Origin of the sequence: Streptomyces sp. CY-1 (assembly GCF_047218265.1) — a bacterium.
Lineage (GTDB): Bacteria > Actinomycetota > Actinomycetes > Streptomycetales > Streptomycetaceae > Streptomyces > Streptomyces niphimycinicus.
In genome coordinates, this window is sequence record NZ_CP178393.1 from 8394207 (window position 1) to 8407686 (window position 13480).

Annotated in this window: 12 protein-coding genes; 2 read left to right on the plus strand and 10 right to left on the minus strand. The window is 70.7% G+C overall.

Going from position 1 to position 13480, the window contains the following annotated elements:
• Window positions 1-12 precede the first annotated feature (12 nt).
• Both ACK1X7_RS36095 and ACK1X7_RS36100 read right to left on the minus strand, forming a co-directional pair.
• Window positions 13-756 (minus strand): SIR2 family NAD-dependent protein deacylase, encoded by a 744-nt coding sequence (locus tag ACK1X7_RS36095; protein WP_385151275.1) that lies wholly within the window; start codon window positions 754-756, stop codon window positions 13-15.
• 132 nt (window positions 757-888) lie between these two features.
• On the minus strand, window positions 889-1752 hold the full coding sequence (locus ACK1X7_RS36100) for an NAD(P)H-binding protein (RefSeq protein ID WP_385151278.1): 864 nt from the start codon (window positions 1750-1752) through the stop codon (window positions 889-891).
• A gap of 92 nt (window positions 1753-1844) precedes the next feature.
• On the opposite strand from ACK1X7_RS36100, the gene ACK1X7_RS36105 reads away from it, so the two are divergent.
• Entirely contained in the window at window positions 1845-2654 is an 810-nt protein-coding gene (locus ACK1X7_RS36105) for a TetR/AcrR family transcriptional regulator (protein ID WP_385151281.1), read from the plus strand.
• On the opposite strand, the gene ACK1X7_RS36110 is transcribed toward ACK1X7_RS36105, so the two are convergent.
• On the minus strand, window positions 2651-3721 hold the full coding sequence (locus ACK1X7_RS36110) for an ADP-ribosylglycohydrolase family protein (protein WP_385151284.1): 1071 nt from the start codon (window positions 3719-3721) through the stop codon (window positions 2651-2653). The two genes, ACK1X7_RS36105 and ACK1X7_RS36110, sit on opposite strands and share 4 nt — an antisense overlap.
• 192 nt (window positions 3722-3913) lie before the next feature.
• Here ACK1X7_RS36110 and ACK1X7_RS36115 point away from each other — a divergent pair, with 192 nt between their 5' ends.
• Complete coding sequence (locus tag ACK1X7_RS36115) at window positions 3914-5044, plus strand: glycerate kinase (RefSeq protein WP_385151287.1); 1131 nt, start codon at window positions 3914-3916, stop codon at window positions 5042-5044.
• A 441-nt stretch (window positions 5045-5485) separates the two neighbouring features.
• Here ACK1X7_RS36115 and pssA read toward each other — a convergent pair whose 3' ends face one another.
• The 7 genes from pssA to ccrA all read right to left on the minus strand — a co-directional run bounded on the left by pssA (window position 5486) and on the right by ccrA (window position 13333).
• Complete coding sequence (pssA, locus tag ACK1X7_RS36120) at window positions 5486-6346, minus strand: CDP-diacylglycerol--serine O-phosphatidyltransferase (protein WP_185929962.1); 861 nt, start codon at window positions 6344-6346, stop codon at window positions 5486-5488.
• Window positions 6333-6989, minus strand: coding sequence for a phosphatidylserine decarboxylase (locus tag ACK1X7_RS36125; RefSeq protein ID WP_216344330.1), 657 nt, complete (start codon window positions 6987-6989; stop codon window positions 6333-6335). The genes pssA and ACK1X7_RS36125 overlap by 14 nt, the downstream gene beginning before the upstream one ends.
• Before the next feature lie 180 nt (window positions 6990-7169).
• A complete protein-coding gene (locus tag ACK1X7_RS36130; RefSeq protein ID WP_390792843.1) occupies window positions 7170-8372 on the minus strand; it encodes an acyl-CoA dehydrogenase family protein in 1203 nt (400 codons plus the stop codon).
• 1 nt (window position 8373) lies between these two features.
• Window positions 8374-8880: a MaoC family dehydratase gene (locus ACK1X7_RS36135; protein WP_385152562.1), complete on the minus strand. Its 507-nt coding sequence runs from the start codon at window positions 8878-8880 to the stop codon at window positions 8374-8376.
• A 3-nt stretch (window positions 8881-8883) separates the two neighbouring features.
• Entirely contained in the window at window positions 8884-9864 is a 981-nt protein-coding gene (locus ACK1X7_RS36140; protein ID WP_385152559.1) for an HpcH/HpaI aldolase/citrate lyase family protein, read from the minus strand.
• Window positions 9861-11888, minus strand: coding sequence for a protein meaA (locus ACK1X7_RS36145; RefSeq protein WP_385152555.1), 2028 nt, complete (start codon window positions 11886-11888; stop codon window positions 9861-9863). Before ACK1X7_RS36145 ends, ACK1X7_RS36140 begins: the two co-directional genes overlap by 4 nt.
• Entirely contained in the window at window positions 11885-13333 is a 1449-nt protein-coding gene (ccrA, locus tag ACK1X7_RS36150; RefSeq protein ID WP_385152552.1) for a crotonyl-CoA carboxylase/reductase, read from the minus strand. The genes ACK1X7_RS36145 and ccrA overlap by 4 nt, the downstream gene beginning before the upstream one ends.
• Between the last annotated feature and the right edge of the window lie 147 nt (window positions 13334-13480).

Consider the following 13480-nt stretch of genomic DNA (forward strand, 5'->3'; position numbering starts at 1 on the left):
CGAAGTCGGTGATCAGCCCGCGGCAACGCGGTCCAGCAGGGCGGGCAGCGCCGTACCGATGGGCTCGCGGACAACCTCGTCCGCGAGCGCGTCGTACGGCGTCGGCTCGGCGTTGACGATGATCAGCCGGGCGCCGTGCTCGGCGGCCAGCCCGGCGAGCGAGGCCGCGGGCTGGACCTGGAGACTGGTGCCGACGGCGATGAAGATCTCGCACGCCTGCGCCACCGCGACCGCCTCGGTCAGCACCTCCGGATCGAGGCTCTCCCCGAACATCACCGTGGCCGACTTCAGGATCCCGCCGCACTCCCGGCACGCCGGGTCCGGCTCGCCCGCCGCGACCCGCTCCAGCGCCTCCGCCATCCCGGACCGCGCCTCGCAGTGGGTGCACAGTACGGCCCGCGCGGTGCCATGCAGTTCGAGCACCTTGCGCGTGGGCATCCCGGCGATCTGGTGCAGCCCGTCCACGTTCTGGGTGATCACCCGCACCGGCACCCCCGAGCGCTCCAGCCGGGCGACGGCCTCGTGCGCCCCGTTGGGCCGGGCGCGCAGCGTCTCGCTGTCCCGCCGCATCTGCCAGGAGCGGCGCCGGATCTCCGGGTCGGTCATGTAGTACTCGTACGTCACGAGCTTCTCGGCCTCGGGGTCACGCCGCCAAAGCCCCTGCGGACCGCGGTAGTCGGGGATCCCGGAGTCGGTGGAGATGCCCGCCCCGCTCAGGATCGCCACCAGCGGCCGGTGCGTAGTCTCGCTGCTCATGCGGCGAGCGTACGCACGCAGTACGGCCGACGGCGAGCGCCTTTCCCCGGCCGGGTGAGGTCCGCCCGGCACCGGGACGGACGCGGCGGACGGGGAGAGTGGGGGCGAGCGGGCCCGGTTGGGTTCGGTACGTCACCGGGGCGGCGTGACGGCCGACTTGAGGAAGTCCTCCAAGGGCACAACGGGTCGACCGAGAACATCGGCAAGCGTGGGGTCGACCGGTGCGAAGTCGCCCCGGCGGCCGGCGGCGAAGAGCCCGACGAGGAGGTCGGCCGCCGACTCGGGCGCGCCATGGGCGACCAACTGCGCGCGGTAGTCGTCGTCGGAGACGACCACGCGGCGGATCGGGCGGCCCGTCACCCGCGTGAGGATCTCCGCGATACCGGCCATGTCGATGACCGCGGGACCGGTGAGCGCGGGGCTCAGGCCGTCCAGGACCTCGTCGGTGAGGGCGAGGACCGCCGCGTCGGCGAGGTCGGCATGGGCGGTCCAGGCGACCGGCCCGTCCTCGGGCACGGCCAGGACGCCCGTTTCGAGCGCGGCCCTGACCAGCTCCAGGGCCGATGAGGCGTAGAAGCCGTTGCGCAGCGAGGTGAAGGGGACACCGGACCGCCGCAGCGCCTCCTCGGTGGCGGCGTGGTCGGGCATCGGGTGGAAGGGGGAGGACGGGTTCGCGCCCATGTGGCTCGTGTAGAGGATCCGCTTGGCCCCGGCCGCCGCCGCGGCGTCGATGGCCGTGCGGTGGCCTTGGACGGCGGTCTCGCCCGTGGTGCCCGTCGAGACGATCAGGACCTGCGAGGCGCCCTCGAAGGCGTGGGGGAGGGTTTCCGGGTCGTCGAAGTCGCCCCGGCGGACCCGCACGCCCTGCGCGCCGAGGTCCCGCGCCGCCTCCACGTCGCGCACGCTGACGCCGATCTCCCCGGCGGGGACGCGCTTCAGCAGCCGCTTGGCGACCATCCGGCCGAGCTGGCCATTGGCTCCGGTGACGATGATCATGGCGATCTCCCAACGCTGTTTCCAGTGATATCGCCGACAACGTATCATCGGAAACGAAGAGTCGCTAACGGGATCCTGTTATCGTTGGAAGCATGGAGAGGGAGGACGTCATCGCGCCGGACGCAAACCGCGATGCGAACCACGACGCGAACCGAGACCGTGACGGGAACCGCGATGTGAACCGCGATGGGAATCGCGACCGCATCGTCACGGCCGCCGCCCGGCTGCTGTCCGAAGGCGGGCCCGACGCCGTCTCCACCCGGGCGGTGAGCTCCGCCGCCGGGGTACAGCCGCCGACCATCTACCGGCTCTTCGGCGACAAGCAGGGCCTGCTCGACGCGGTCGTGGCCCACGGCTTCACGGAGTACCTGAGCAGCAAGACCGCCGAGGAACCCACCGATGACCCGGTCGCGGACCTGCGCGCCGGCTGGGATCTGCACATCGGCCTCGGCCTGGCCAACCCGGCGCTGTACTCGCTGATGTACGGCGGGCACCGCCCCGGCATCTCCTCACCGGCCTCCGTCGCCGCCTTCGAGATGCTCGCCCGGCTCATCCGGCGCATCGCCGAGGCGGGGCGGCTCGCCATCCCCGAGGAGCGCGCCGCGGCCCTCGTCCACGCGGCGGGCTGCGGTACGACGCTCACGCTCATCGCCACGCCCGAGGACCGCCGCGATCCGGAGCTGTCCCGCACCGCCCGTGAGGCGGCCATCGCGGCGATCACCACGGACGCCCCGGCCCCCGCCTCCGCCGAACCCGGCCCCGTCGCGGCCGCCGTCACCCTCCGCGCCGCACTGCCCAGGACCGACGCCCTGACCGCGTCCGAACGCGGCCTCCTGCGGGAGTGGCTCGACCGGATCGCCGATCCGGCCGCCCCACACCGCCATCGGGCCGAAACCCCCTAACCCGCGACCGCCAGCCGGTACGTACGGGCCGCCAGATCGCTGATACGGGCGCCGTCGAAGCCGAAGACGGCGCTGCGCACCCGGTCCTCCAGCGGCTCGGTCCACTGCGGCGGGATGGCCGCCGCGCCGCACAGCACCCCCGCGACCGACCCGGCCGTGGCGCCGTTGGAGTCGGTGTCCAGGCCGCCGCGCACCGTCAGGGCGATCGTCGTCGTGAAGTCGCCCGCGCCGTAGAGCAGTCCGGCCGTGAGAACGGCGGCGTTGGGGACCACATGGATCCAGGGCAGCCCGGCGGTCTCCCGCTCCAACTGGGCGAGCGCGTCCGCCCACCCCACGCCCGCGTCGTGCAGGGACGTGGCCCTGCGCACCGTACGGGCCAGTCGGCAGCGCGGCGGGATCCGGTCCAGGGCGCTCGCGACGGCGGCCCGCGGACCGTCCGCCGTGAACGCGGCCGCGATCAGCGCGGCCGCCCACATCGCCCCGTACACCCCGTTGCCGGTATGCGACAGGACGGCATCCCGGCGGGCCATCGCGGCGGCCCGGTGCGGATCGCCGGGGTTGACCCAGCCGTGGACGTCGGCGCGGATCAGGGCGCCGATCCACTCCTGGTAGGGGTTGTCGAGGGTCGCGCTGAGCGGCGGCATCACCCCGGCCGTGAGGTTGCGGTAGGCGGCCCGCTCGGCGGTGAAGGTCTGTAGATACGGCAGCCGCAGCAGCCACACCTCGCCGACCTGCTCGGTGGTGAAGTCCGGGCCGTGGGTCTCCAGCAGGTGCAGGCCGAGGACGGAGTAGTCCACGTCGTCGTCGCGGCAACTGCCGTGGATCCGGCCGTGGACGCAGCTCTGCCATTCGGGGCGCAGCGCGAACTCCACCGGGTCGGGCGGCGGCTCCAGCGCGGGAAGGTAGTCGATCAGCGGCAGGGCGTCGGCGCGGCGCAGATACCGGTCGATGCGGTCGCGGGTCCAGTGTGCGCCGTCTTCGATCGGCTTGCCGAGCATGTTCCCGGCGATCCGGCCGAGCCAGCCGCCATGGATCCGGTCCGCGAGTGCGCTCCCGCTGAGGGCCATGGGTCAGGTGTACCCATATGAGGTGGGTGTACCGGTGAGCCGGCGCCGGATAGGGTCACAGCGGCGCGACCGCCTGTGCGAATGCGAGGAGTTACCAAGGTGACGGACGCTTCGAAGACAGAGGCCGCAACGGACGCGGAACCAGAGACCAAGACGTGGGCGGAGGGGCAGGCGACGCCCCCGAAGCGCGTACTGATCGCCGCGGACAAGTTCAAGGGCTCGCTCACGGCGGTGGAGGTCGCCGAGCGCGTCACGGCGGGGCTGCGCCGCGGCGCGCCCCAAGGCGGCGAGGAGCTGCGGATCGCGGCGCTGCCCGTCGCCGACGGCGGGGACGGCACGGTGGACGCGGCGGTCGCGGCCGGATTCGAACGGCGCGAGGCGCGGGTCACCGGGCCGCTGGGCGCGCCGGTCACGGCGGCGTACGCGCTGCGCGGGACCACGGCCGTGGTGGAGATGGCGGAGGCGTCCGGGCTGCGCCATCTGCCGACCGGGGTGTTCGCGCCGCTCACCGCGACCACGTACGGCAGCGGTGAGCTGCTGCGCGCGGCGCTCGACGCGGGCGCCCGCACGATCGTCTTCGGCGTCGGCGGCAGCGCCACGACGGACGGCGGCGCGGGGATGCTCAGCGCGCTCGGCGCGCGCTTCCTGCGCGAGGACGGTACGCCCGTGGCGCCGGGCGGGGGCCCGCTGCGGGACCTCGCCACGGCAGATCTGTCCGGCCTCGACCCACGCCTGGCGGACACCGAGACCGTCCTGGCCAGCGATGTCGACAACCCCCTGACCGGCCCGAAGGGCGCGGCGGCGGTCTACGGCCCGCAGAAGGGCGCGGGCGAGGACGATGTGGCGGCCCTGGACGCCGCCCTCGCCCACTACGTACGCGTCCTGGAGCGCGCGGTCGGGTCCGCGGCCGCCGAGTACGCCCTCGCGCCCGGGGCGGGCGCGGCGGGCGGCATCGGCTTCGGCGCCCTCGTCGGCCTGGGCGCGGCCTTCCGCCCCGGCATCGAGGTGATGCTCGACGTCCTCGGCTTCCCCGCCGCGCTGGAGGGCGCGGACCTGGTGATCACGGGGGAGGGCTCGCTGGACGAGCAGACCCTGCACGGCAAGGCCCCGGCGGGCGTCGCGGCGGCAGCCCGGGCACGGGGCATCGAGGTGGTCGCGGTCTGCGGCCGGCTGGCCCTCGCCCCGGTGGCCCTGGGCAACGCGGGCATCCGCCGCGCCTACCCCCTCACCGACCTGGAGCCGGACCCGGCCCGCTGCATCGCCGAGGCCGGCCCCCTCCTGGAACGCACCGCGGAACGCCTGGCGGCGGACTTCCTGACCTGACACCGCACGGCCCCACCGGGCAGTTCCCCACCCCGCCCCTTCCCGAACCGGGGGCAAGCCCCCGGACCCCAGCGGGGCTGCGCCCCGGCCCTACCGGGTCCGCCGTCCCCGGCTGGGCCCGCGGGCTGCCCTGTGGCGTGCGGCCGGGCGTCGGGCGGGGTGGGGGAACAGCCCCCGGCAGGCGCGGCGGACGCGGGATGAGGGATGGGCGGGGGAACAGCCCCGGCGGCGCCGCCCGCCCCGCCCGCCCGCCCGCGCCGCCCGCCCCGCCACCGGCGCGCGCCGTGCGCCCGCAGGCCGCCGCTCGGGCCGCGCCCGGCCCGCCCGGACTCGAGCCTCAAGCTCCCGCCGTCGGGGCGCGACCTGCCGGGAACGGCGAATGGGGTGGGCCCGAGCGCAATGCTCGGGCCCACCCCATCCGGCAGGTGCGGCCGAAGGCCGCTACGGCAGTTGCGCGGCCCTCGCCTCGCGGCGGTTGTCGCGGAACGCGTTCACCCGGCGGGCCGTGGCGAAGAGGGGGATCACCGCGCCCATGACGACCTGTAGGGCGCAGGCCGACTGGAGCAGCAGCTCGCCGCCGGGGGCCTCGAAGGCCCAGGCCGCCAGGAGCGCCATGCTGGTGACGATCCAGCCGAGCATGGCCACCGCGAGCCGGCCGCGCGGCTTGGGGTACTCCACCCGGCTCACCATCAGCCAGGCGACGCCGATGATCGCGAGCAGCGTCGGCACGAACGGCAGGCCCAGCAGGACCACCGAGACCACCGTCAGGGCGCCGAAGGGGCTCGGCATGCCCTGGAAGACGCCGTCACGCAGCGTGACACAGGAGAATCTGGCAAGCCGCAGCACCACCGCCAGCAGCACCACGATCGCGCCCACCACCGAGACCCGCTGATACGCGTCGTCGGAGACCATGCCCCAGACGAGGACGAAGTACGCGGGGGCCAGGCCGAAGCTGATCAGGTCGGAGAGGTTGTCCAGCTCCGCGCCCATCGCCGAGCTGCGCAGCTTCCGCGCGACCAGTCCGTCGAAGAGGTCGAAGACGGAGGCGAGCAGCATCAGCATCACGGCGGACGCCGCGCTGTGCCGGGTCATCCCGCCGTCCTCGCTGCCCGTCAGATGCGGGATGAGGACGCCGGTGGTGGTGAAGTAGACCGCCAGGAAGCCACAGGTGGCGTTGCCCAGGGTCAGCGTGTCGGCTATCGACAGTCGCGTCGACAGCGGCATGTCGTCCGTCTCGTCGACGGCGTCCACCTCGGCCTCGGGGACCCAGGCGGCCTGTGTGTCGGGATCAATCACGGTCAAGGCGTGTCACCCCCGCGGTGGTGGCCTGGCCGACCTCGACCGCGACATCGACACCCTCGGGGAGGTAGATGTCGACCCGCGAGCCGAAGCGGATGAGACCGATCCGCTCACCCTGTTCGACCTTCGTGCCCTGTGGCACATAGGGCACGATACGCCGGGCGACCGCACCGGCGATCTGGACCATCTCGATGTCGCCGAGCTCGGTGTCGAAGTGCCAGACGACCCGCTCGTTGTTCTCGCTCTCCTTGTTGAACGCGGGAACGAAGCCGCCGGGGATGTGCTCCACGGAGGTCACCGTGCCGGCCAGCGGGGCGCGGTTGACGTGGACATTGAGCGGGCTCATGAAGATGGCGACGCGGGTGCGCCCGTCCTTCCACGGCATGATGCTCTGCACCACACCGTCGGCCGGGGAGATCACACGGCCTTGCGTGATCTCTCTCTCGGGGTCGCGGAAGAACCACAGCATGCCCGCCGCGAGCGCGGTGGCGGGCACGGCGACCGCCGCCCAGCGTCCGGAGCGGCGAGCCCGAGCAAGACTCACCGCCGCGGTGGCGACGGTCGGGAGGAGCCACGGCGATGCTCCGCGCGCGAGGCGTACACCGACCGGGCTGTCGCGTTGTGCAGAGGATTGGCTGTGGGGCATGGATGACCTTCGTAGCGGAGGATGCCGCGACGCAAGACTGGGGACGGCGGCTTTCCCGGATGGTATCGGTTGCGAGCGGTAACTGGGCAAGCGCCGGGGCCTGTCGGTGGCTGGTCAGTGACCGAAGACCCTCGGCGCGGTGTGACCTTCTTCTCTCGGATACCACCCCAAAAGGGACGTTCAGTCTTGGGTTCGGTATTCCTCCAGGAGCCTCCGTCCAATAATCATTTTCTGAATCTCAGCGGTACCTTCGCCGATGAGAAGCATCGGTGCCTCTCGGTAGAGGCGCTCGATCTCGTATTCCTTGGAGAAGCCGTACCCGCCATGGATGCGGAAGGCGTCCTCCACGACCTCTTTGCAGTACTCCGACGCGAGGTACTTGGCCATTCCCGCCTCGAGGTCGTTGCGCGCGCCCGAATCCTTCTTCCGGGCCGCATTGACCATCATCGCATGGGCCGCCTCGACCTTTGTTCCCATTTCGGCCAGTTTGAACTGGATGGCCTGGTGCTGCGCGATCGGCTTGCCGAAGGTATGCCGCTGCTGTGCGTATGCGACGCCCAGCTCGAATGCGCGCCGCGCCACACCGCAGCCGCGGGCGGCGACATTCACCCGGCCGACCTCCACGCCGTCCATCATTTGGTAAAAACCTCGGTTCGGCATCCCGCCGAGCACCCGATCGGCCGGAACGCGCAGTCCGTCCATGATGAGCTCGGTGGTGTCGACGCCCTTGTAGCCCATCTTGTCGATCTTGCCGGGGATGGTCAGACCGGGCCGGACCTCGCCGAAGCCCGGCTCCTTCTCGATCAGGAAGGTGGTCATCGCCTTGTGCGGCGCGACCCCCTCCTGGGCGTCACCGGTCCGGCACAGAACCGCCACCAGAGTGGAGGTGCCGCCGTTGGTCAGCCACATCTTCTGGCCGTTCAGGACGTACTCGTCGCCGTCCGGCACCGCCTTGCTGGTGATCGCCGACACATCCGAGCCCAGCCCCGGCTCCGACATCGAGAAGGCGCCCCGGATCTCGCCCAGCGCCATCTTGGGAAGGAAATACTCCTTCTGTTCCTCGGTGCCGTGCTGCTTGAGCATGTACGCCACGATGAAGTGGGTGTTGATGATGCCCGAGACGCTCATCCAGCCGCGTGCGATCTCCTCCACACACAGCGCGTAGGTGAGCAGCGACTCACCCAGGCCGCCGTATTCCTCCGGGATCATCAGCCCGAAGAGGCCGAGTTCCTTCAGCCCTTCGACGATCGCGGTCGGATATTCATCGCGATGTTCCAGTTCCGTCGCGACCGGCAGGATCTCCTTGTCGACAAAATCCCTGACCGTGGAGAGGATCTCCCGCTGGATGTCGGTCAGGCCCTCGGTCTGCGCCAGGCGACTCATATCACTGCTCTCCCAGCTCCGGGCGGCCCGGCTGCTCGCCGCCCCGCTCCTTGATGTACGTGGCGGTCGGCACCATCACCTTGCGCCGGAAGACGCAGACCAGGGTGCCGTCCTGCTTGTAGCCCTTGGTCTCCACCTGCACGATGCCCCGGTCCGTCTTGGACTTCGACGGCGTCTTGTCGAGGACCTCCGTCTCGCCGTAGATCGTGTCGCCGTGGAAGGTGGGCGCGACATGCCGTAGCGACTCGACCTCCAGATTGGCGATGGCCTTTCCGGAGACATCGGGGACGGACATCCCCAGGAGCAGTGAGTAGATGTAGTTCCCGACCACCACGTTCTTACCGAAATCGGTCGTCTTCTCGGCGTAGTTGCTGTCCATGTGCAGCGGGTGGTGGTTCATGGTGAGCAGGCAGAAAAGGTGGTCGTCGTACTCGGTGACCGTCTTCCCCGGCCAGTGCCGGTAGACGTCGCCCACCGTGAACTCCTCATAGGTACGGCCGAACTGCATGGCTCATGCCTCCGGGGGCTGGAAGGTGGACGTACGGGTCATCCCGGCCGCGCGGCCCTTGCCCGCGACGACCAGGGCCATCTTGCGGCTGGCCTCGTCGATCATCTCGTCGCCGAGCATCGCCGAGCCCTTCATGCCGCCTTCCGCCGAGGTGCAGTAGTCATAGGCGTCCAGGATCAGCTCGGCGTGGTCGTAGTCCTCCTGGGACGGCGAGAAGACCTCGTTGGCCGCCTCCACCTGGCCGGGGTGCAGCACCCATTTGCCGTCGTAGCCGAGGGCGGCCGCGCGCCCGGCCACCTCGCGGAAGCCGTCCACGTTCCGGATCTGGAGGTAGGGGCCGTCGATCGCCTGGAGGTCGTGCATGCGGGCCGCCATCAGGATCCGCATGAGGATGTAGTGATAGGCGTCCGCCGGATAGCCGGGCGGCTGCTCGCCCACGACCAGCGACTTCATGTTGATGGACGCCATGAAGTCGGCCGGGCCGAAGACGATGGTCTCCAGACGCGGCGAGGCGCCCGCGATCTCGTCCACGTTGACCAGGCCCTTGGCGTTCTCGATCTGCGCTTCGATGCCGATCCGCCCGACCTCGAAGCCCATCGTCTTCTCGATCTGGGTGAGCAGCAGATCCAGCGCGATCACCTGCTGGGCGTCCTGCACCTTGGGCAGCATGATGCAGTCAAGGTTGGGGCCCGCGCCCTCGACGACCGTGATGACGTCCCGGTACGTCCAGTGGGTGGTCCAGTCGTTGACCCGCACCACCCGGGTCTTACCGGTCCAGTCGCCCTCGTTCAGCGCCTTGACGATGGTGTGCCGGGCGTCCTCCTTGGCCAGCGGCGCACAGGCGTCCTCCAGGTCCAGGAAGACCTGGTCGGCCGCGAGCCCCTGGGCCTTCTCCAGGAAGCGCGGATTGGAGCCGGGGACGGCCAGGCAGGAACGGCGAGGGCGCAGACGGGTCGCGGCATCTGCGCGGTCGGGGGCGGTCATACGAGAACCTCCAGAGGGGGAAGCTTGTTGGCGGCGCGGATCTCATCGACGATACGGCCGATGATCTCCGTGATACCGAAGTCCTTGGGAGTGAAAACGGCGGCGACACCCGCGGCGCGCAGCGTGGCCGCGTCCGTGGCCGGGATGATCCCGCCGACGATGACGGGGATCTCCTCGGCGCCCGCGTCGCGCAGCCGGTCCAGGACGTCCGGCACCAGCTCGGCATGCGAACCGGACAGGATGGACAGCCCGACGCAGTGCACATCCTCGGCCACGGCTGCCGAGACGATCTGCTCGGGGGTGAGCCGGATCCCCTGGTAGACCACCTCGAAACCGGCGTCCCTGGCCCGTACGGCGATCTGCTCGGCGCCGTTGCTGTGCCCGTCCAGACCGGGCTTGCCGACCAGCAGCCGCAGCCTGCCGCCGCCGAGCTCGGCCGCCGTCTTCTCGACCTTCTCGCGGACGGTGGACAGCGGGGAGCCCGCCTCCGGGGCGACGGCCAGGGGCGCGCCGCCGACCCCGGTGGGGGCGCGGTACTCGCCGAAGACATCGCGCAGCGCCCAGGACCACTCCCCGGTGGTCACGCCCGCGCGGGCGCAGGCCAGGGTCGCCGGCATCAGGTTCTCGTTCCCCGCGGCGGCCTTACGGAGGGCGCCGAGGGCCTCCTGGGCGGGGCCCTCGGCGCGCTGCTCGCGCCAGGTGTGCAGGGCGGATATCACCCGCGCCTCGTTCTCCGGGTCCACTGTCATGATCGCGGTGTCGAGATCGGCGGTGAGCGGATTGGGCTCGGTGGACTCGTAGCAGTTGACGCCGACGATCTTCTCCTCGCCCGCCTCGATCCGCGCCCGGCGCTCGGCGTGCGAGGCCACGAGCTGCGCCTTGAGATAGCCGGTCTCGACGGCGGCCATCGCCCCGCCCATCTTCTCGATCCGCTCCATCTCGGCCTCGGCCTCCTCCACCAGCGTGGCGACCTTGGCCTCGATCACATGGGAGCCCTCGAAGATGTCGTCGTACTCCAGCAGATCGCTCTCCAGGGCGAGCACCTGCTGGATGCGCAGCGACCACTGCTGGTCCCAGGGGCGGGGCAGGCCCAGCGCCTCGTTCCAGGCCGGGAGCTGTACGGCGCGGGCGCGGGCGTCCTTGGAGAGGGTGACGGCCAGCATCTCCAGGACGATGCGCTGGATGTTGTTCTCCGGCTGGGCCTCGGTCAGGCCGAGCGAGTTCACCTGGACGCCGTAGCGGAACCGGCGGTGTTTGGGGTTCTCGATGCCGTACCGCTCACGGGTGATCCGGTCCCAGATGCGGCCGAAGGCGCGCATCTTGCACATCTCCTCGACGAAGCGGACGCCCGCGTTCACGAAGAAGGAGATCCGGGCCACCACGTCGCCCTTACGATCCTCGGGAATCTGGCCGGAGGCGAACACCGCGTCCAGCACGGCGACCGCCGTGGACATCGCGAAGGCGATCTCCTGCACCGGAGTGGCCCCGGCCTCCTGGAGGTGGTAGCTACAGATGTTGATCGGGTTCCACTTGGGGATGTGGTTGACCGTGTACGCGATCATGTCGGTGGTCAGCCGCAGGCTCGGCACCGGCGGGAAGACATGCGTCCCGCGCGAGAGGTACTCCTTGACGATGTCGTTCTGCGTCGTCCCCTGGAGCTTGCCGATGGCGCTTTGGTCAAGGCCCTGCTCCTCCGCGACGACCTGATACAGCGCCAGCAGCCACATCGCGGTCGCGTTGATGGTCATGGAGGTGTTCATCCGCTCCAGGGGGATCTCCTGGAACAGCCGCCGCATATCGCCCAGATGGGAGACCGGGACCCCGACCCGGCCCACCTCGCCACGGGCGAGGATGTGGTCGGGGTCGTAGCCGGTCTGGGTGGGCAGGTCGAAGGCGACCGAGAGCCCGGTCTGGCCCTTGGCCAGGTTGCGCCGGTACAGCTCGTTGGACGCCTCGGCGGTGGAGTGCCCGGCGTACGTGCGCATCAGCCAGGGCCGGTCCTTGGCGCGGGGTGTGCCACTCATCGCACGTCCCGGCTGTGCTTGTCGGTCCGCTCCGACGAGTCGTCACGGCTGTGCTTGTCGGTCCGCTCCGACGAGTCGTCACGGCTGTGCTTGTCGGTCCGCTCCGACGAGTCGTCACGGAACAGATTGATGGCGTCGATGTGCCGCTCGCGCATCGCCTGGTCGCGCACGCCCATGCCCTCCTCGGGGGCCAGGCACAGCACGCCGACCTTGCCCTGGTGGAGGTTGCGGTGGACGTCGTACGCGGCCTGTCCGGTGTCCTCCAGCCGGTAGGTCTTGGACAGCGTCGGGTGGATCTTGCCCTTGGCGATCAGGCGGTTGGCCTCCCACGCCTCGCGGTAGTTGGCGAAGTGCGAGCCGATGATCCGCTTGAGCTGCATCCACAGGTAGCGGTTGTCGTACTCGTGGGTGTAGCCGGAGGTCGATGCGCAGGTGACGATCGTGCCGCCCTTACGGGTGACATAGACCGAGGCGCCGAAGGTCTCCCGGCCTGGGTGCTCGAAGACGATGTCCACGTCCTCGCCGCCGGTCAGCTCGCGGATCTTCTTGCCGAACCGCTTCCACTCGCGCGGGTCCTGGGTGCCGTCGTCCTTCCAGAACTTGTAGTCCTCGGCGGTGCGGTCGATGATCGCCTCGGCGCCCATCCGCCGGCAGATCTCGGCCTTCTGCGACGAGGAGACCACACAGATCGGATTGGCGCCGCCGGCCAGCGCGAACTGGGTGGCGTAGGAGCCGAGCCCGCCGCTCGCGCCCCAGATCAGGACGTTGTCGCCCTGCTTCATCCCGGCGCCGTTACGGGAGACGAGCTGCCGGTAGGCGGTGGAGTTGACCAGGCCCGGGGCGGCGGCCTCCTCCCAGCTCAGATGCTTGGGCTTGGGCATGAGCTGGTTGGACTTGACCAGGGCGATCTCGGCGAGCCCGCCGAAGTTGGTCTCGAAGCCCCAGATGCGCTGCTCGGGGTCGAGCATGGTGTCGTTGTGGCCGTCGGAGCTCTCCAGCTCGACCGACAGACAGTGCGCGACGACCTCGGCGCCCGGCTGCCAGGCGTTCACACCGGGGCCGGTGCGCAGCACGACGCCCGCGAGGTCGGAGCCGATGATGTGGTACGGCAGATCGTGCCGCTTGGCCAGGGGGGAGAGCTTGCCGTACCGCTCCAGGAAGCCGAAGGTCGGCAGCGGTTCGAAGATCGAGGTCCACACGGAGTTGTAGTTGACCGAGCTGGCCATCACGGCGACGAGTGCCTCGCCGGGGCCGAGCTCCGGCACCGGCACCTCGTCCACGTGCAACGACTTGCGGGGGTCCTTCTCCCGGGTGGTGAGGCCCGCGAACATCTCGGCCTCGTCCTTGCGCACGGTCACCGCGCGGTACGACTCGGGGATGCGCAGTGCGGCGAAGTCCTCGGGTGCTGTGTCCGACGCCAGGATCGCGTCAAGTATCTCGTTCATCGGTGCCTCCGGCGAGGCGTCCAGGGGGGACGCCTGAGGGAACGCTGGGCTCGTGACGGGTGATGCTGATGCGGTGCCGTCGGTTCGGCGGAGGTGGTGCTCGATGCGGCGCGGGTGGCGCCGGTTGCCTGGTGACGCAGGCGTCGT